Source organism: Pantoea sp. GABEPS69, from assembly GCF_045780835.1.
GTDB classification, from domain to species: domain Bacteria; phylum Pseudomonadota; class Gammaproteobacteria; order Enterobacterales; family Enterobacteriaceae; genus Pantoea; species Pantoea septica.
This window is the reverse complement of sequence record NZ_CP118618.1, coordinates 1,371,470-1,391,359: the sequence shown is the minus strand read 5'-3', so window position 1 is coordinate 1,391,359 and position 19,890 is coordinate 1,371,470. Positions and strand designations below refer to the sequence as shown.

Annotated in this window: 14 protein-coding genes; 4 read left to right on the top strand and 10 right to left on the bottom strand. The window is 58.7% G+C overall.

Annotation, left to right across the window (positions count from 1 at the left end; genetic code table 11):
• Positions 1–27: 27 nt before the first annotated feature.
• The 6 genes from PVE98_RS06585 to wbaP form a co-directional block, all read right to left on the bottom strand.
• Positions 28–750: an SGNH/GDSL hydrolase family protein gene (locus PVE98_RS06585; RefSeq protein ID WP_033750188.1), complete on the bottom strand. Its 723-nt coding sequence runs from the start codon at positions 748–750 to the stop codon at positions 28–30.
• A gap of 13 nt (positions 751–763) precedes the next feature.
• A complete protein-coding gene (locus PVE98_RS06580) occupies positions 764–1,900 on the bottom strand; it encodes an EpsG family protein (RefSeq protein ID WP_033750190.1) in 1,137 nt (378 codons plus the stop codon).
• 238 nt (positions 1,901–2,138) lie between these two features.
• On the bottom strand, positions 2,139–4,316 hold the full coding sequence (gene wzc, locus PVE98_RS06575; RefSeq protein ID WP_033750193.1) for a tyrosine-protein kinase Wzc: 2,178 nt from the start codon (positions 4,314–4,316) through the stop codon (positions 2,139–2,141).
• Positions 4,317–4,328: 12 nt separating this feature from the next.
• Positions 4,329–4,763 carry a protein-tyrosine-phosphatase gene (locus tag PVE98_RS06570; RefSeq protein ID WP_033750196.1) on the bottom strand — a complete coding sequence of 145 codons (435 nt, stop codon included), beginning with the start codon at positions 4,761–4,763 and terminating at the stop codon, positions 4,329–4,331.
• Positions 4,764–4,771: 8 nt separating this feature from the next.
• Positions 4,772–5,911 carry a polysaccharide export protein gene (locus tag PVE98_RS06565; protein WP_033750198.1) on the bottom strand — a complete coding sequence of 380 codons (1,140 nt, stop codon included), beginning with the start codon at positions 5,909–5,911 and terminating at the stop codon, positions 4,772–4,774.
• Positions 5,912–6,210: 299 nt separating this feature from the next.
• Positions 6,211–7,644, bottom strand: a complete 1,434-nt coding sequence (gene wbaP, locus PVE98_RS06560; protein ID WP_096073470.1) for an undecaprenyl-phosphate galactose phosphotransferase WbaP — start codon at positions 7,642–7,644, stop codon at positions 6,211–6,213.
• A gap of 798 nt (positions 7,645–8,442) precedes the next feature.
• Between wbaP and PVE98_RS06555 the strand changes: the two genes are divergently transcribed.
• Positions 8,443–10,017, top strand: a complete 1,575-nt coding sequence (locus tag PVE98_RS06555) for a TerC family protein (protein WP_048784200.1) — start codon at positions 8,443–8,445, stop codon at positions 10,015–10,017.
• 1 nt (position 10,018) lies between these two features.
• Here the strand turns inward: PVE98_RS06555 and asmA are convergent, their stop codons facing one another.
• From asmA to udk, 3 genes are all read right to left on the bottom strand, one after another.
• Complete coding sequence (gene asmA, locus PVE98_RS06550; RefSeq protein WP_096073471.1) at positions 10,019–11,842, bottom strand: outer membrane assembly protein AsmA; 1,824 nt, start codon at positions 11,840–11,842, stop codon at positions 10,019–10,021.
• A gap of 20 nt (positions 11,843–11,862) precedes the next feature.
• A complete protein-coding gene (gene dcd / locus PVE98_RS06545; RefSeq protein WP_033750209.1) occupies positions 11,863–12,444 on the bottom strand; it encodes a dCTP deaminase in 582 nt (193 codons plus the stop codon).
• An 83-nt stretch (positions 12,445–12,527) separates the two neighbouring features.
• Complete coding sequence (gene udk / locus PVE98_RS06540) at positions 12,528–13,169, bottom strand: uridine kinase (RefSeq protein ID WP_033750212.1); 642 nt, start codon at positions 13,167–13,169, stop codon at positions 12,528–12,530.
• Between the two features lie 297 nt (positions 13,170–13,466).
• On the opposite strand from udk, the gene PVE98_RS06535 reads away from it, so the two are divergent.
• The 3 genes from PVE98_RS06535 to yegD all read left to right on the top strand — a co-directional run bounded on the left by PVE98_RS06535 (position 13,467) and on the right by yegD (position 18,225).
• Entirely contained in the window at positions 13,467–14,081 is a 615-nt protein-coding gene (locus tag PVE98_RS06535) for a phosphatase PAP2 family protein (protein ID WP_033750215.1), read from the top strand.
• A 166-nt stretch (positions 14,082–14,247) separates the two neighbouring features.
• Positions 14,248–16,809 carry a diguanylate cyclase gene (locus PVE98_RS06530; RefSeq protein ID WP_096073472.1) on the top strand — a complete coding sequence of 854 codons (2,562 nt, stop codon included), beginning with the start codon at positions 14,248–14,250 and terminating at the stop codon, positions 16,807–16,809.
• A gap of 63 nt (positions 16,810–16,872) precedes the next feature.
• Positions 16,873–18,225: a molecular chaperone gene (yegD, locus tag PVE98_RS06525; RefSeq protein WP_096073473.1), complete on the top strand. Its 1,353-nt coding sequence runs from the start codon at positions 16,873–16,875 to the stop codon at positions 18,223–18,225.
• Positions 18,226–18,430: 205 nt separating this feature from the next.
• Here yegD and PVE98_RS06520 read toward each other — a convergent pair whose 3' ends face one another.
• Positions 18,431–19,771, bottom strand: coding sequence for a carbohydrate porin (locus PVE98_RS06520; protein ID WP_187143653.1), 1,341 nt, complete (start codon positions 19,769–19,771; stop codon positions 18,431–18,433).
• Between the last annotated feature and the right edge of the window lie 119 nt (positions 19,772–19,890).

The following is a 19,890-nucleotide window of genomic DNA, read 5'->3' as shown; positions in this document are numbered from 1 at the left end:
TCCTGAAGCCACAGAGTGAGGTTGGGTTTAGCTGCCGGGCTGCGACAGCTGTTTACCGAAGTTGGCATTGATGACGTCAAAGGTCTGCTGCGCTTTCAGCTTATAAAGGGATTCGGACGGATGGATACAATCCGCCGACATGCCGCTCTGCCAGTCGCGCTGCGCCTTAATGGCCGTCCACTGCTTCACGACAGGCACCCCTTCCGCCTTCGCGACCTCATTGAGCTGATAGACGTAGGGCCAGACGTTCCAGCGCTCGACTTTGCCGCAGATGGGATTCGGCTCCTGCAGCACCACCAGCTTGTTGTGCGCCTTCGCCTCTTTGACCAGCGCGGTCATAATGCGGCCATACTCTTCCGGGCTTTCCAGATGGGCGTTCTTGTCTTTAAAAAAGTAGTGACGCGCATCGTTGATGGCATAGTTGAGCAGGATAAGCTGCGCGCTGGAGTTCGCCATGCGCTCGCTCCAGCCGCTGGGATCGTCCTTGCCCTTGTTGTAGAGCAGTTCCGCCGCCTGCGCGCCCGGCACGCCGTGGTTTTTCACCTCGATAGCGTCGCCATATTTGCTTTGCAGCATTTTTTGCAGCCAGGCCATCTCATTACCCGGCGCGATGATGTTTTTTCCACCGGAGGACATCACGCCCGCCGTGGTGGAGTCGCCGTAGGCGTCGATAATAAAGGGGCCACGTTCGGCGGCCTGCGCGAAGCAGGCGGCCGAAAGGATGGCTGCAGCAATAAGTGATTTAGTCATGTTACCTCCCCGGTTAATGGAACAGCTTGAATTCCTGAGCAACTTCATAGCCGACAACGGCCTGCTTCAGAGAAATCGTGTTGTAGTAGAGGTAATAGACAAGGAAGAACGCGAACATCGCGAACATAGCCGGCTTGAGTATCGGGCGAACCTGATACACCAGCGAGGCCAGAATAATCGGCTCGACCTGCAACAGATAGTTGGAGAGGCGCGCGCCCGACGAATAGTTATAGAAGAAGATACGGATGCCGCCGCCGATGGCGAAGGTCAGCACCAGCAGGTAGTTAAGGCGATACTGCTGGTAGTTATATTTTTTAATCTCGTTGCTCAGCAGGAAGTAGACGAAGATAAACACCAGCATGATGTTTTTCAGGTTCGACACCGAGAAGATGCTGCCTTCGCCCGCGTTGGAGGTTTCGTTGCTGTAGCCTTCCGCCCTCTCCCCCAGCGATCCCATGTGCGCCGAGATCAGCGAGATAAAGCTGGTGCCGCCGACTTTCGAGGCGGGAATGCTCAGCAGGATAATCGCCACCGGCCACCAGCGCGAGTCGCGGATAAACAGGAACGGCACGATGGTCACCACCATTACCGCGGTGTTGTGGCTGAAAAACGACAGCAGGGTAAAGGCGAGCGCCATCCAGTAACGCTTCAGGTAGATATACCAGATCACGCCGAGGAACAGCGCCGAGCTCAGGCCGAAGCGGATCTGGTTCATATCTTTGTTGATAAAGATATGCGCCGAATAGAGCGCCAGCGCCAGGATCGGATAAGGCGACATCTTCTTGAAGAAGACCGCGTTAACCGCCACCGCCAGCAGGCAGAAGATAAACAGGAAAATGTCGGCGTTGTGCGATACCAGGCTGGTGAGATACGCCAGCACGAAAATCAGCGGTTCATAGCGGAAAAACGCCACTGTTTCGGCGAAGCCGTTCACCTGAATGCGGTTGATAAAGTCGGCGAAAAAGCTGCGGTACTGATAATCATCCATGCCGGTGCCGAGGCCGCGGATACCGCCGAACACCACCAGCGTCGCTGCGGCGATGCAAAGCAGATAAGTCAGGATGTGCGTGGTGCGTTCGTCTTTTTTCAGCAGGATTTCTACGATGGAAATCAGCAGCAGAAACCCTGATATATACCAATATGGAGCCATGGTGTGATTCCTTAATTCCACACGTTGCCAGCTGACAGGCGTTTACGCTTTCTGCGTAAAGCCGCGCCTGAAGGCGCCTGCCTGTTGCTGAACCATTCTGTTATGGGCGCCCGCCCGGTTATGCGTGTTATGCGTGGCGTCTGGCGCGAAACACAGAATCACCTGTGTACATCGTTGCGTGTCGTCTTTAACAGACGATAAAAAGGGGCGGTCTTGCCGCCCCGTTAATCGTCAAAGTTTAGCTTTTGGTCGGCTTGCCATATTCGTAGTCGTAATAGTCGTAGCCATAACCGTAGGCATTAGCGGCTTTACGCACCACGGCGTTAAGAATGACGCCTTTGATCTCGATGCCGTTTTGCGCGAAGCGCTTGAAGCTGACGTCGATCTCTTTCGCGGTGTTGGTCTCAAAGCGCGCCACCATCAGCGAGGTGCCGGCCAGCTTGCCGATAATCGAGGCGTCGGTAACGGCCAGAATCGGCGGCGTATCGATCAGCACCAGGTCGTAGTTCTTGCTCGCCCAGTCCAGCAGCTCACCCATGCGGCGGTGCATCAGCAGCTCCGACGGGTTCGGCGGCACCTGACCGCGCGGCAGGAAGTCGAAGCCGTACGGACCGCGCTGAATCATCGCCGGGCTGAACTCGGTTTTGCCGGAGAGCACGTTAGAGAGACCAGACTTGTTATCCGCGCCGATCAGGTCGTGGGTATAGCCGCGACGCATATCGCCGTCGATGAACAGCACGCGCTGACCCGCTTTCGCCACCAGCGTCGCCAGGTTGGCGCAGATAAAGGTTTTACCAATGCCTGGGCTCGCGCCGGTGATCATCAGGATATTGTTTTTCGCTTCCATCATCGCGAAGTGCAGGCTGGTACGCAGGCTACGGATCGCTTCGATAGAGAGGTCGGTCGGGTTGCCCAGCGCCAGCAGCGTTTCGTGCGGGTCGGTCTTCACTTTATGACCGCGACGCGCCAGCGCTTCGGTGTCTTTCTTACGCTGCCATTCAGAGAGCGGCACGCTCGCATAGACGTTCATACCCAGCTCTTCCAGCTGTTCCGGGTTCTCGATGCCGTGATGCAGCAGCGCCTTCAGCAGCACCAGACCTACAGAGATGACCAGACCAAGCAGCAGGCTGGCGGCGATGATCAGCGTTTTCTTCGGCGCGACCGGCGCATTAGCCGTTTCCGCATTATCGATGATACGCACGTCGCCGACGGTGCTGGCTTTACTGATGCCCAGCTCTTGCTGACGGTTCAGCAGCTGCATGTAGATCTCCTGACCCGCCTGTACGTCGCGGGTCAGACGCAGGATCTCTTGCTGCGTCTGCGGCATCTGAGAGATTTTCTTGTTCAGCTGCGCCTGTTCGCCTTCCAGCGTTTTGCGTTTTTCCAGCAGCGCGCGGTAGGTCGGGTGGTCTTTGGTGAACAGCTGCGACACTTCAGCTTCGCGGAAGGTCAGCTCGTTCAGCTGGCTCTGCACGCTGACGGAGGAGTCGAGCGCCGATTTCGCTTCCAGCGACATATCGACCGATTCGTTCTGACGACGGAACGCGTTCAGCTTGTTCTCAGCGTCGTCCAGCTTGGCGCGCACCTGCGGCAGCTGGTTGCGCAGGAACTCGAGGCTCTTCTCAGCCTGCTCGGATTTGCGCTCGACGTTTTGCAGCAGATAGTTGTTGACGATCTGGTTCAGCACCTGGCTGATGTGCTCCGGATCTTCACCCACATACTGCAGGCCCAGCACGCCGGTGTCTTTGCCTTTATCGGCGACGGTCAGGTTCGCCAGCACGGAGTTGATCGCCTGCAGCTCGTTCAGCTTGGTGACGGTGAAGCTGGTGCCCTCTTCCGCCTGAATGCCGCTGACCAGCATGGTGATTTCGCCGTGCTGCTCCAGACGACCTACCTGGCCTTTAAACAGCTCGTCGCCATCTTTGGTCACGGTATAGGTTGTCGGGCTGTTAACTTCCAGCTCAACGCTGCGCTTGTCGACAGTGCGCGGGATATCCAAACGGGAGATGGCGATCTGCGCCGGTTTGTTGCCCATCAGGCGCGACAGGCCTTTACCGATAATCGGGAAGTACTTCTGCTCGACCACGGTATCCAGACCGAGATCGCTCACGGTCTTGCCGATGACCATGCGCGATTCCAGGATCTGAATCTCGGTATCCGACTCCGGCGTCGCCGGCATCAGGGTTTGCAGATCCGAAAGCACGGAGCTGCTGTTTTTCTGCTCAACCTGCACCATGGCGTCGGCGCTGTAAATCGGCGTTGCAAAGAGTGTGTAGAGCGTTCCCACCAGCATAAAGAAGGCGGTTACGGCGACAATGATCCAGCGATGATCGATCAGCTGTCCCAAAAGGTGGCCAAGATCGAATCCCGTCGACTCCTCTCTTGGCGCGGTCATAACCTTATTTTTAATATTCATGGATAATCCCAACTATCGGCTTAATACGTTGACCCATTTCTGGGTAGCGTTTTCCAGTAACCCGTAAACCTCTTCAAAGGCCTCACGACTTTTTCTATACGGATCCGCGATTTCCTGTTGGTTGAGCCAGTGCCCAAGCAGCATGGTTTTTCCGCGCGCGGCTGGATCGATGCGATTGACCTGTTCGATATGACGTTTCTCCATCACCAGAATCAGGTCGAAATCGCGGCACATACTGGCGGTTAACTGCTGCGCGTGATGCCCCTCCAGCGAGAGGCCATGACGTGCGGCCACCTCGCTGGCGGTTTGATCCGCCGGATAGCCCTTGAGGGCGCTGAGCCCCGCCGAGGCGATACGCTTTTCCGGCAGCGCGCGCTTCAGTAAGCGCTCTCCGGTAGGAGAGCGGCAGATGTTGCCGACGCAGACCACTAACACGGACGTAATCATGGCTTAACCTAGTTCGACCAGTTGCGGAAGCGCAGCGCCGCCTCGCTCGCGTCGTTGATGCCGGCGATGGTCGGCAGCAGCTGCGAAATCACGCGGTTCCAACGCGTCAGCGGCGTCGAGGTGACATAGACGATATCGTAAGGTTCAAGTTGGAATTCGGTACCCATGACCATCGCCGCCGCATCTTTGGTGTTCAGCTGATAGATGTTGGCGATTTTGGTGCGGTTTGTGCCGCGAATCGGACGGATAACGAATACGCCGGTGGCGTCTGCGGCAGTCTGATCCATACCCTGAGCGTTGCCCAGCGCTTCTGCCAGCGTCATGCCGCTGCGGTCCATCTTCAGCGTCGACTGCTGACGCACTTCGCCCATCACGAAGACTTTGAGATCGTCGTTGCGCGGTACGTAGAGGATGTCGCCCGGATAGAGCAGGTGGTTCTGGCTCAGGTCGCCGTTCTGCATCAGCGCCTGCAGCGAGATGCGCTGCTCGGTGCCGTTGTGCGTCAGCACCACGTTGCGCCAGTCGGCGTCCGCCGCCAGGCCGCCCGCGGCGTTGATGGCGTCCAGCACCGTCAGCGGCACGTTGGTGATCGGCTGCTGACCCGAAGTGGTCACGGCGCCGGTCACGTAGGTTTTCTGCGACTTAAAGGAGGCGATGCTGACATCAACCTGCGGGCTCTCGATATACTGCGCAAGGCGACGCGCGATTTCGCCGCGCACTTCGGTGACCGTACGGCCAACCACGCGGACTTTGCCGATATAGGGATAGAAAATGGTGCCGTCGGAGTGCACCCAGTTGCCGGTGTCGCTGGCGCTGCGGTACTGGCCGGCAGGCGTGGTCAGCTCTGGGTGATCCCAGACGGTCACGTTAATGACGTCGCCGATGCCGATGCGGTATTCATAGTTCTGAATTTCGTTCTGCAGCCCCGGGTTGGCCTGCGCCACCAGCGGCTTGGGTCGCATCTGCTCGACCAGGCGCGGCGTTAACGGGAAGACATTGACATATTTGTCGATGTCATAGTTGCTGTCCTGCTGCTCAACGACATCTTTTCCGCTAGTGGAAAGGTGCTGGCCTGGAACAACCGTACACCCTGAGAGAAATGTGGCGGATACCAGCATGGGTATCAATTTCGTTTTGATTGTAATCATCTAGATCTTCGCTATCAGTTATTGATTGATAGAGGCGAAAACGCCGCTGTGTAAGCGCTGAAAAAAAATAAACTCGCCAGCCTAAGCACTGAAAATGCCTGTCATTATCACTTGCTCCCTAACTCTTTTTTGTTGCTACCGTTTAACTGAACGGAATAAGCAAACGCACTACCTTGCCTTCCGCATCAATTAACGGCTTCCTTCAGCCACGATAATGGCGGCTATCGCCAATGACGTTGCCAGCAGCGGCGCCAGGAACCCGGGAGCGTGCATATTTCGCTCCCCGCACTCGCCTGCTATCAATACGCCCCATCGCGCTTCAGTACGACACCGACCGTTTTGAACAAAATGGCGATATCGTTCCACAGCGACCAGTTTTTTACGTACCACGAATCGAAATAGACGCGCGTTTCGTAATCAACGTCGTTACGACCGCTGACCTGCCACAATCCCGTCATGCCCGGTTTCGCCATCAGATAGTAGTCGACATCCCCGGCATAACGACAAAGTTCATCTTCAATCACCGGGCGCGGACCGACGAGGCTCATGTCGCCGCGCACTACGTTCCACAGCTGCGGCAGCTCATCCAGGCTGGTTTTACGGATGAAGTGGCCGACCTTGGTGATGCGTGGATCGTTTTTCAGTTTGAAATCTTTATCCCACTCGGCGCGCGCCACCGGATCGGTGCGCAGCACCTCTTCCAGCACCTCTTTGGAGTTGATCACCATCGAGCGGAACTTCAGGCATTTGAACTTGCGGCCGTTCATGCCGACGCGTTCGTGTCCGTAAATCGGCGGTCCGCCATCGCGGCCGACCAGAAAGCCGAGCACCAGCAGCGCAGGCAGCAGCATGATAATAATCGACAGTGCGCCGACGATATCGAACGCTCGCTTCAGGAAGCGCGAGGTACGCTTCGCCAGATTGTTATTAACGCGCAGAATCATCACTTCATGGCTGAAGATATAGGCCATGTCGGTGCCGTAAAGCGGCACGCCGCGCAGCGTCGGGATAACGGAGACCGAGCGGCAGTTGTGTCTCGCCAGGTTCTTCAGCCACAGATCGCGATACTGGCTCTGCTCATATTCGACCGCCACGATGAACTGCGTTTCGCTGTGGGTCAGATTCCAGAGTTCCGCCTCTTCGCGCAGCACCGGCACGCCGGAGATGCTCGCCTGCGGGCAGGTGCCGTCGACATCGTAAAAGGCGATAACGTCGAAACCCATGACCTCTTCGCTCTGCAGCGCCTGCCAGGCTTCCTGCGCATTTTTGCTGCTGCCGATAATAATGGTCTGCTTTTTCCACAGGCCATAATGATTAAGCAGATGTTTAACCACCGCGCGCAACACCGGAATTAACACCAGCGCCAGCACCCAGGTCAGCAACCAGACGAAGCGCGACATTTGCCACTGCGACAGTGCGGTAATCGACAGGTCGATAATAGAAAAAATAAGAATGGTACGAAAAACTTCTTTCAGCTCGAACCAGAATGGTTTGCGGTAGGTAAAGTGACGCAGCCTGACCCAGAACCATCCGACGCAAATTACCGACAGGAGAATATGCGTAGCTATTTTCAAATGCAGATCTTTTTCAGAAATATCTGCCAGCGGCGAATCAGACATCATATTAATTAACGCCAGCGCTATGAATAATGCAGCGTTAAAACAAATTAAATCCGAACCTGCCAACAACAATTTAGTGAAAAGACTTTTAAACGTAATTTCAGTATCGCGCATATTTAACTCTTTATTTTATTTCCTTTAACCCGTGACGCCCTGAGCTGTGTAATAATTGAGCGAATCAGTCTCTCGTCGACATATGCGTAACTGAGGGGAGTTCCAGGGTGCGTTCACACCAGATTCCTTATCAAGAAAACAAGAAAATCATGATGAATACCAACAGATTACTCTGACTTAACCTGTCGTGACGCACTGATTATTTTCTAAACATAAAAGGCGTTTCAGGCACGCTACCGCCCTTGGCTGTCGCTGCCAATACCGCTTTTGATATCCTGTTTCCGGCCTGTCTTTCCCGGGCCGGTTGCCTGATGCATACCCACGGGACAGATCACAATTCACAACATTGGGTGCCAAATCAGTGGGCGAATATCAACATAAGCGCAGACTTTTAACAGCACGTTGCTATACTAGTTATTACTGGCTTCTTTACAAGTAGGCCCCGCCGTCCCCTGACTATTTTAGGAAAAAGACTACCAGCCATTAGTATTGAGGCCCGCCATCCGGCAAAAATGAAAGTGCAATACCCCGCGCAAAAATCAGATTATTACCATATTCGCCACGCTAATAAATTCTCCCGCCGCCATGATGGATTCAAAATCGATTCATCAATAATTCATCGGGTCGCCATCTTATCCTTTACCTAATTCTGGCTCGGTGCTGAAAGAAATCAGACGCTATCCTTTCATTATTCCCTGTGGACGCGCTAAACATCGTGCGCGACGGCCTGTTGTGCCCTGCCCTCTGCTCCACTATCCTCAGACTTTACTGACTTCGATATATTCAGGCGGCTAAGGCATGTTGGAGGTGTTTGCGGATCCCTCGCTATGGGCGGGGTTAATTACGCTAATCGTTCTTGAACTGGTGCTGGGGATCGATAACCTGGTCTTCATCGCCATTCTGGTGGAAAAGCTGCCCGGCAAAGATCGCGACCGGGCGCGCGTTATTGGTTTACTGCTGGCGTTGCTCTGTCGTTTGCTGCTGCTGGCGTCGCTTTCCTGGCTGGTTACCCTGACGCAGCCGCTGTTTACGCTACGCGGCCATCCCTTTAGCGCACGCGATCTGCTGCTGTTACTTGGCGGCCTCTTTCTGCTATTTAAGGCAACCACCGAGCTGAATACCCGGCTGGAAGGTCAGGATCACGACGATAATCAACAAAAGCGCGGCGCTAAATTCTGGCCAGTGGTGGCGCAAATCGTGGTGCTGGACGCCATTTTCTCGCTGGACGCGGTGATCACCGCCGTCGGCATGGTGAACCAGCTGCCGGTGATGATGACCGCCGTTACCATCGCGATTCTGCTGATGCTGCTGGCCAGCAAGCCGCTGACGCGCTTCGTCAACCGCCACCCTACTATCGTTATCCTCTGTCTGAGCTTTCTGCTGATGATCGGCTTTAGCCTGGTGGCGGAAGGACTCGGCTTCGTCATTCCCAAAGGCTACCTTTATGCAGCGATCGGCTTCTCAATCGTGATTGAGGCGTTTAACCAGCTGGCGCAGCGCAACCGCCGCCGCGCGCTGTCGGCCGGTCGCCCGCTGCGTCAGCGCACTGCGGAAACCGTGCTAAGGCTGCTGCGCGGCGAAGCGGACCACGCCGAGCTGGACCCGCAAAGCGCGATGCTGATCGCCGACAGCGATCGCCACGCGCTGTTTAACCGGCAGGAGCGGGTGATGATCGCCCGCGTGCTCAACTTCGCCCAGCGCCACGTCAACAGCATCATGACCTCGCGTCACGATATCGAACATATCAATCTGGATGACGACCCGGCGGAGATTATGGCGCGGCTCGACCGCAATCAGCATACGCGTCTGCTGATCACCGACCAGAGCAACGAGCTGCTGGGCGTGGTGCACGCCATCGACCTGCTACATCAGTCGCTGCATCATCAGTCGCTGGATTTGCGCGCGCTGGTTCGTCAGCCGCTGGTGTTTCCCGAGCGGCTGACGCTGCTGCAGGCGCTGGAGCAGTTCCGCCAGGCGCGTACCCATTTTGCCTTTGTGGTAGATGAATTCGGTTCGGTGGAGGGCGTGGTGACGCTGAGCGATTTGATGGAAACCATTGCCGGCAACTTGCCCCTTGAGGGCGAGGAGATCGACGCCCGCTACGACGTGCAGACGCAGGGCGAAGGCCACTGGATCGTTAACGGCAATATTCCGCTGGAGGATTTAGCGCTTTACGTCAGGCTACCGCTGGATGAGCGACGCAGCTACCACACGCTGGCGGGTCTGCTGATGGACAGCCTGCAGCACATTCCCGAAGAGGGTGAGACGTTGCAGGTCGGCAGTTATCAGCTGCGCACCCTGCAGGTGGAGAATCATCGCGTCCAGAAGGTGGAGATCCTGCAACAGCCGCAGGATCCCGATTACGAAGTGTGACTTACGGCCGCAGCAGCTTGCGCAGGCTATCGTTGTCGCTGTTTTTCGGCTGGCGCTCCAGCCACTGATTCAGACGCGACTTCGCCTCGCTCTGCAGCTGCTGGCGCAGCAGCTGATCGACCGGCAGCGAGTACTGCACCTTATTCCAGCTGCCGTACATGCGCAGCGGAATCGCCTGCTGCGACAGCAGCGCGACTACCTTGTCGTCGCCTTTCCAGCCGGTGAGCGTCAGGCCGAAGGTGACATCCAGCTGCTGCGTCGGCATATTGACCTCGCCGCCGCCCTGCAGCTTGAGCCGATCGCCCTCGCCTTGCAGATTCGCCAGATGCAACACGCCATTGTTCAGCGCAAGCGTGCCGCTAAGCTGGCGGATCCCCTGATCGGCGCTATCGTCGCTGCTGACCCGATCGCTGGCACGCGCCACCGCGCGACGCACCATCTGCTGTAGGTTAAGCTGCGCCAGCTTAACGTCGCTGGCGTTCAGCTGCGCTTCGCCGCGCCAGCGACGTTTGGCCGCCTCCAGCGACAGGCCCTCGCCGCTCAGGTCGCCCTTAAGCGAGACGGCGCCCTGAACGGTCTGCGGCATGTCGAAGGCGGCAAGCAGCGGCTGAATCGCGACGTGGTTCAGCACCGGCTGCAGCGCGACGCGGGTTTCCGGCTGACGAATATCGACGGTGCCCGGCACGGAAAAGTCGCCGTCGCCCAGCTTGCCGCTCAGCGCGCGCAGCGCGATCAGCCCCTGCTGACTGGTAACGTCCAGCGCAAAGTTCTGCAGCGACAAACCACGCCACACCGCGCTATCCGCTTTTAAATTTACCGCCAGATTCATATCGTTAAGCGGCGAATCGAGATTGTTTTGCTCGCGCGGCGCGGCAATGACCGGCGCGCGCGCCACCGTGGCGTGCTGCGTTCCGCTCTCGCTTGCCTGAGGCGCATTCGCCATCAGGTTATCGAGGTTCAGCTGCGTGGCGTGCAGCTGAAGCGCAAGCTGCTGCGGCGGCGTCAGCGAACCGGTCGCCTCGCCCGACAGCGCGCTGTCGTTGGCGCTCAGCTGCATCTGCGTCAGCGCGAACTGCTGCGTCTCTGCGCGCCAGCTGCCCTGCGCGCTCAGCGTGCCTTTAATGCCCTGCGGCGGCATATTGGCGCCGCTCAGCGCATAGTTAAGCTCGTCGATTTTGCCGCTCAGGCGGTGCGGATACTGCGACGCGTCGAGCTGGCCTTTCAGCGACAGCACCGCGTTGCGCTGATTGCGCGTCAGGCTGGTGCTGAGCTCGATATTCGCCAGATGGCGCGCGTCCTGATTGAGGTTGAGATTAAGATTACGGAAGTTGTACTCGTCGCCGCCCGGCTGACGCCAGATCAGCAGACTATCGGCGACGCGCAGCTGGCTGATATCGAACGACCAGCCGCTGGCGGGCGCGTCGGCTTCGCTGCGGCCGGGCGCGACCGGGGCGTTTTGCGGCTGCTGCGGCGCGCTTTCCGGCGTGGCGCGCACCACGGCGTTGCTCAGCATCACCTGGCTGACGCTGAGCTGATGCGACAGCAGCGGCCAGAGATTAACGTCGAGACGCATATTTTCCGCCGTGACCAGCGGCTGCGACGCGCCGGGGGCGGTCAGGCTCATACGTCCCGCCAGAATGCTGAGCTTAGGCCAGACGTGCCAGCGCAGATCGCCGCTCACCTCCAGCCGATAACCACTGCGTTGCTCGACCTGTTTCACCATGTAGGATCGAAAATCGTTTGGATTGACCAGCAGCACCAGCGCGGTCATGCCTGCAACGATGACCACCAGTAAAATGGCCAGCGTGGTTATCACTCTTTTCATCACATCCCCATGTTCGCGGTTTAATCTTTGTCGATACGACTGGCGACAGCACCCTGCTGTCCGCGATATTTGGCGTCTTCACGACGGTTGTAAGGCCGCGCCGCCGGACCGGAAAGCGGCTCGAAGCTCAGCGCGCCGATCAGCATGCCAGGACGTAGCGCCAGCGGCAGCTTACCGGAATTATAGAACTCCAGAACGATGCGGCCCTGCCAGCCGGGATCGATGCGGTGCGCGGTGACGTGCACCATCAGCCCGAGCCGCGCCAGCGAAGAGCGGCCGTCCAGCCAGCCTACCAGATCGTCTGGAATGGTGACCGACTCGAAGGTCACCGCCAGCGCCAGTTCGCCGGGATGCAGGAAAAAGGCCTCGCCTTCCGGCAGCACGATCTCATCGCTCATGACCCGGTCCAGCGCCGCGCTGACCTCATCTTTCGGACCGCTTAAATCAATAAAGGCCGCCGTGTGGCCACGGAACGTCCGGAACTGGTTGCCCAGGCGCACGTCCACGGTCGCGCCGTTAATACGCTCGACCGGCGGACGCGGATCGATAGCTAGCCGGCCGTCATCCAGCCAGGCTTCAATATCGCGGTCACATAATCTCATTCACCTGTCTCCATGATATAAGTGTAGCGAACCGCCTGAAACTCGCGTGGCAGGCGGCTCGCCGCGCGTCAGACCCGACGCGTCTATTCGAAAAACTGATTGATCCTGGACTTAAGAATATCAATGGCGATACGGTTTTTCCCGCCGCGCGGCACGATAATGTCGGCGTACTGCTTAGAAGGTTCGATAAACTGCAGGAACATCGGACGCACGGTTTTCTGATACTGGCTCATCACCGAATCCATCGAGCGGCCGCGCTCGTTCACGTCACGCTTCATGCGGCGCATCAGGCAGATGTCGAGCGGCGTATCGACGAAAATCGAGAAGTTCATCTCCTGACGCAGGCGCGCGTCGGTAAGCAGCAGAATCCCCTCCAGAATAATCACCTTCTTCGGCTTCAGGTGAATGCTGTCGCGGGTGCGCGTATGCTCGACGTAGCTGTAGACCGGCAGATCGATAGCCTGGCCCGCTTTTAGCGCCTGCAGATGCTGCAGCAGCAGATCGTGATCCATCGCGCTGGGATGGTCGTAGTTGGTTTTTACCCTCTCTTCCATGGTGAGGTGGCTCTGGTCCTTGTAATAAGCATCTTCCGGGATGACCCCGATATGCTCGTCACCAACCTGATCACGAATTTCACGATAGAGCGTGCTGGCGATTAAACTTTTTCCGGATGCGGAGGCACCGGCAATGCCCACAATCACGCACTGATGAGACTTGTCAGTCATACTTTTTTTAAGACCTGATACTGGAGCCTGCGCTGTACGCGGATTAGGCGTTTTGACGCAGGACGGAATGGAGAGGGTTTAGTAGGCGCTAAGTATAGGGATTTCATTCTTTTGACGCCAGAGAAAAGCCGCTCGCGCCATTTCAGAATTTCCCCTTTTCAAACCGAAACCATTACCCGATAAACTATCTGACAGATCTGTTTTTACTTATGCGGCTGGCGCATCAGGCGACGGAAGCGCGTTCCGCCCCGGCGATGGCGCGGGAATACGACTGCCGGCCCACAATAAAGGAAGCTTATGCACTGGAGAACACTGACCTATTTCGGCGACAGCATGCTGCTGATCCCGACTGCGGTAATTATCGCCCTGATCCTGCCGTGGAAGAGCGATAACCGCCGCACGGTCTGGTACTGGCTGCTCGCCTTTGGCCTTGCCGGCCTGCTGGTGAGCTTGTCGAAAATTCTGTTTCTTGGCTTCGGCATCGGCAGCGCCCGTTTCAACTTTACCGGCTTCAGCGGGCACAGCGCGATGTCGGCGACGCTCTGGCCGGTGATGCTGTGGCTGGTCTCCGGCCGCTGGCCGAACCCGCTGCGGCTGCTCGCCATCGGCGTCGGCTATCTGATTCCGCTGATGGTGGGCTTCTCGCGGCTGGTGATCCATGCGCACTCCGCCAGCGAAGTGGCGACCGGGCTGCTGCTGGGCTTTACCCTCAGCTCCGCGTTTCTGCTCAGCCAGCGCCGTACCGCGCTGAAGGGCTTTAGCTGGCCGCAGGTCGGCGCGGCCTTTTTAGTGCCGCTGCTGCTGATGGGCCACGGACGCATCGCCACCACGCAACAGTTTCTCGAACGTTTCTCTGCCGATCTGGCTGGACTGGAAAAACCCTTCACCCGCGCCGATCTCTTCCGCCAGTAGCCGCGCTGTGCTCTGTTGCGCCGCAACAGAGCCAGTCAATTCGTTGAATAACGCACTAATTTGATTTAACAGACCTATGGCGGCGTCGATGTGCTAGCATGCCCGAAAGAGTATGACTGGCGCATTTTTCGTCATCCAGACGCCGTGCGCGCTGCCGGGTTAGTGAATGAGTGTTGAACTATTGTCCTCGCCGGACAAACCGCGAAATCGCCTGCTGAGCGCGCTGATTCTGGCCGCGCTCGCTTTTCTGCTGACGCTTTTTTGCCTTGAGCTGATCGTATTCAGCGGCCGCATTTCGCCTGTCTGGTTTGCGACCGCGCTGATGACCATCGTCGCCTTTCGCTCTCCTTCCCGCCATGCGCCGCTGCTGCTGTTAGGCTGCGCGGCGGGCACCGCGCTCGCGAACGCGCTGATCCTCGGGATCGATTTAGCCAATCTGAAATTTACGCTGCTCAACGTGCTGCAGGCGATGGTGGGCGGCGCGCTGCTGCGCGCGCTGCTAAAGCGCGAGGCGCCGCTGAACTCGCTGCACGACTGGCTACGCTTCGTGTTCTCGGTCGGCATGCTTACTCCGCTGCTGGGCGGCCTGCTGGCGCTGTGGATGCTGAATATCAGCGGCAGCGGCAGCTTTTCTTTTCTCTCGACCTGGGTGATTTCTGAAGTCATCGGCATGCTGGCGCTCGGTCCGGTGCTGCTGCTATTGCCCTGGCCGCTGCGGCCCGCCGCGGTTAGCCTGCGCCGCCTGGCGGAGTTCCTTTTTACCCTGCTGCTGACGACAGGCGCGAGCTGGCTGGCGCTGCGTTTTATGCCCTGGCCATTCACCTTTATCGTGGTGCTGCTTTTCTGGTGTGCCGTGCGGCTGCCGAAGCGCGACGCGTTTCTGTTGTTTCTGCTGAATGCCTGCGCGATCTCGCTGATCCTGGCGCTGGGCCTCGCGACGGTCGAGACGCGCGGCGAGGTGCCGGGTCAAATCGCCAGCTGGCTGCCCTTTCTGCTGGTGCTGATCCCGAGCCACGTGATGGCGCTGGTGATGGACGCTTTCCGGCGCGAAAAGCACCACATCAGCGAAAGCGAAACCCGGTTTCGCCACGCGATGGAATATTCCGCCATCGGCATGGCGCTGGTGTCGCCGCAGGGAGGCTGGCTGCAGGTTAATCACTCTCTCTGCCTGACGCTCGGCTTCCCTGACGCCGAGCTGAAAAAGCTCACCTTCCAGCAGATTACCCATCCCGACGATCTGGAAAACGATCTGCAGCATGCCGACCGGCTGCTGCGCGGCGAGATTGACGCCTATACCATCGAAAAACGCTACTTCCGCAAAAGCGGCGAAATCGTCTGGGCGCGCCTGACGGTATCGCTGGTACGCGACGGCGCGCACCAGCCGCTCTACTTTATTTCGCAGATTATCGACATCTCGGAGCTGAAGCAGAGCGAGCAGGTGAACCGCCATCTGATGGAGCGCATTACGCTGGCGAACGAAGCGGGCGAAATCGGCGTTTATGAATGGAATCTGACGCGTAACGAGATGATGTGGGACCGCTATATGTACCGGCTGTTCGGCCTGCCCGCGCACCAGCCGCCCAGCCGCGAGCTGTGGCGCAGTCAGGTGCATCCGGCGGATCGCGAGCGGCTTGACCGCGCCCTGCAGCCATCGGAAAAGGTCGACGTTTTCGATATCGAGTACCGCATCCAGCGCGCCGACGGCGTGCGCACCCTGCGCACCCAGGCGCGCCGCTTCTTTAACCAGGACGGCCGCATCGAACGCATGCTGGGCATCTGTCAGGACGTGACCCACCTGCGCAACCTGACCGACGCGCTGTTTCAGGAAAAAGAGCGCATGGCGATTACGCTCGACTCTATCGGCGAAGCGGTTATCAGCACCGACAGCGACATGCGCGTGACCTTTATGAACCCGGTGGCGGAAAAAATGAGCGGCTGGCGGCAGGAAGAAGCGGCGGGCATCCCACTAAGCGAACTGCTGCATATCACCCAGGGCGTTCACGGCGCGCCGGTGGAAAACCAGCGGCTTCGCCGTCTGCCGACGGAGAAAGTCACGCCCGATCTGGATGACGAACTGGTGCTGCACGCTGCCGACGGCGGCGTTGTGGAGATTCACTACAGCATTACGCCGCTGCGCACGCTGCAAGGTGAAGAGATCGGCGCGGTCATGGTTATTCAGGACGTCAGCGAGTCGCGCCGGATAATGCAGCGCCTGAGCTACAGCGCGCTGCATGACACGCTGACCCGACTGCCTAATCGCGCCAGCTTCGAGCGTCAGCTGCAGCGTCTGCTGGCCGACGCGGTGACGCGCGGGCATCAGCATGTGCTGGCGTTTATCGATCTCGACAAGTTTAAAGCGGTCAACGACAGCGCCGGACACGCGGCGGGCGACGCGCTGCTGCGCGAACTCGCCGATCTGATGCAGCGCCATCTGCGCGGCGCCGATTTTCTGGCGCGCCTCGGCGGCGACGAGTTCGCCCTTCTGATGCCGGAATGCGCGCTATCGCAGGGGTGCGAGATCGTGCAGCGCATCGTCACGGCGGTCAATAGCTACGCCTTTAGCTGGCAAGGCGGCACTTATCAGGTTGGCGCCAGCGCCGGACTGACGCAGATTGCCGCCGACAACGGCATCGGCGCGGAGGTGCTGACGCAGGCGGACATCGCCTGTTATAACGCCAAAAAAGCCGGCCGCGGGCAGCTTATGGTATACGCGCCGCCGGCGCGCTGAGCCGCTTGCCAGCCCCGCTCAGCTGCGCTAAAGTCGCCCCCTTTTTTCCGGGAGGGGCATCAGATGTTCATTGGTTTCGATTACGGTACGGCGAACTGTTCCATTGCCGTGTGCGAAGAGGGTACGCCGCGCCTGCTGACGCTGGAGAAGGGTCAGCGCCTGCTGCCGTCGATGATTGCCGCACCGACGCGCGAAGCGGTGAGCGAATGGCTCTATCGCCATCATCAGGTTCCGACTCCCGATGCGGAAACCACCGCGCTGCTGCAGCGCGCGCTGCGCTATAACCGCGAAGAGGACATCGAGGTGTCGGCCGCCAGCGTGCAGTTCGGCCTGAATGCGCTGCAGCACTATATGGCGGACCCGGAAGAGACATGGTTCGTGAAATCCCCTAAATCCTTTCTTGGCGCCAGCGGCCTGAAACCGCAGCAGATCGCGCTGTTTGAAGATCTGGTGTGCGCCATGATGCGCCATATCCGCGAACAGGGCGAAGCGCAGCTCGACGCCGCGATCGATCAGGCGGTTATCGGCCGCCCCATTAACTTCCAGGGGCTCGGCGGCGACGACGCCAACGCGCAGGCGCAGGGCATTCTGCTGCGCGCCGCGCAGCGCGCCGGTTTCCGCGACGTGGAGTTTCAGTTCGAGCCGGTCGCGGCGGGACTCGATTTCGAAGCGACGCTGGAGAGAGAGACGCGCGTGCTGGTAGTGGATATCGGCGGCGGCACCACCGACTGCTCGATGCTGCTGATGGGGCCGGAGTGGCGCAAGCTGTCGGACCGCCGCGCGAGCCTGCTCGGCCACAGCGGCTGCCGCGTCGGCGGCAACGATCTCGATATTATGCTGGCGTTTAAGACCCTGATGCCGCTGCTCGGCCTGGGCGGCAGGACGCAAAAAGGCACCGCCCTGCCCGCGCTGCCGTGGTGGAACGCGGTGGCGATAAACGACGTGCCGGCGCAGAGCGAATTTTACTCCGCCGCCTGCGGCAAGCTGCTGCGCGATCTGGTGCGCGACGCGGAACAGAGCGCGCAGGTGGCGCATCTGCTGAAGGTCTGGCAGCAGAAGCTTGGCTATTGTCTGGTGCGCGCGGCGGAGGAGAGCAAGATCGCCCTTTCCGATCGCGCCGCTTTCGACGCCAGCCTGGACTTTATCGCGCCGCAGATGCACGCCGCCATCAGCGACACCCTGCTGCAGGAAGCGATCAGTCAGCCGCTGGAGCGTATTCTGGAGCAGGTGCATCTGGCGCTCGCCAGCTGCGACGTGAAACCGGAAGTGATCTATCTGACGGGCGGCAGCGCGCGTTCGCCGGTGCTGCGCGCCGCGCTACAGCAGGCGCTGCCGGAAACGCCGATCGCCAGCGGCGATGATTTCGGCTCGGTGACGGCCGGTCTGGCACGCTGGGCAGAGGTGATGTTTCGCTAACGAGTCTGTCTGGGTAGCGCTTTCAGGCAGCTGAGAAGTTTAATACGCGGGAGGCAGGGTCCGAAGAGCAAAGCGTCCCGCGACAGCGATGTCGCGGGCCGAGCGCGCAGGGAAGCCTTGAGCGACTTTGCGATCGGATCCTGCCTCCCGCGTAAGCGCCTTAATAGTAGCATTAAGCGGCCCATGGCAGCCGCTCGCTGCGCTATCAGAAGTTGATATTGGCGCTGATGCCGCCGACAAAGGCATCCTTCACTTCGCTCACCGCGCCCGGCGCGACGATATACTGCAGGTTCGGACGCACCTGCAGCCATTTCGCCAGCTTCACGTTGTAGTAAAGCTCGTAGTTATATTCCGAACCATCCTGAATCGGCAGATAGGTCGGGCTGTCGAAGTCCGTTTCACCGTTGGCGGCGTTTTGCTGACGCTGCGCGCGGGTGTAATCGCTGTTAACGTGAATGCGCGCCGCGGCAATGCCGATCTCATCTTCAGGACGGGCGTCGAACGGGCCCGCCCAGGTAAAGGCGATCGACTGATAGTTGTCGGTCTTCGAGGTTTTGTGATCGTTCATCACCGCCTGGACCGATACGCCGATGCCGCGGCTGGCGTCGCCGCCCTGCGCGGTCAGCTGCTGCTGCAACAGCACATAGCCGCCGTAGGCGTGATCTTTATCCTGATAGGCGCCGTCGCGCCAGCTGCCGTAAACGTCGCCGTTGGCGGACGAATAGTAGTAGCCGATGCGGTAGTTACCCGGCAGCTTGTCCGGACCCAGCGTCGGCTTCCAGCCCAGTTCCACCGGCACCAGGTTACCCTCGGAGTTGCTGGTGTCGAGGCGGAAACCGTCGCCGCGATCGTAGTTGGCGCGGTTCTGGTTATAGAAGCCGACCTGGAAGAAAACTTCCGGCGTGATGTTGAGCTTCACGCGGCCGCCCCACTGCGACACCGGCCAGTTAAACCAGCGGTCACCGCGCCAGTTGCCCGCCTGGCCGCTGCCGAACGCCAGGTTCTGGAACTTGCTGTCGAAGTTGTCGAAGTCTTCGCCGACGGTAACGCGACCCGCTTTCAGGTTGACGACGTCATCAAACAGCCCCTTGCTCAGCCAGAACTGCGTCAGACGCCAGGTCTGGCCGCGGCCATACACTTCCTGCACCGAAGAGAGCATGCCGGTACGACGGTCGGCTACCTGATCGGAAATATTGCGGCCGTCACGGTTGGTGATGGTGGCCTGGAACTGCGTATCCTGCCAGCCGAGCAGCTTTTCCAGATCGAGATTGGCGCCGAACGCCCACTGATCGCTGTAGCGCATTGAGGTGTTGGTATCGGCGCCGCCGCCGAGGTTCGATGCGCTTTCCATGGTGTAGTTGACGTCAAATTTAACGCCGTCATTTTCCAGCTGCGTTCGCGAGCCGCCCCAGTCGCCGAACATATAAGGCGAGTCATAGCTAAAGGCATCTGCGGCCACAGCAGACGCGCTCAGCATGGCAAACATCAGGGAGCCGGCCGCCACACGGCGCAGCGGGAAGCGTTGCACTGCTTTTTTTCTGTTCATAATCGTTCTTCTTATCTGAATAAGGGTTAATTCCATGCAGAGAATAGTGCTGCAAAAAGTTCAACTTTTGTAAAAATGTGCGCACGAATAAGCAAAGAGACAGTTTTTTCAAACAAGTG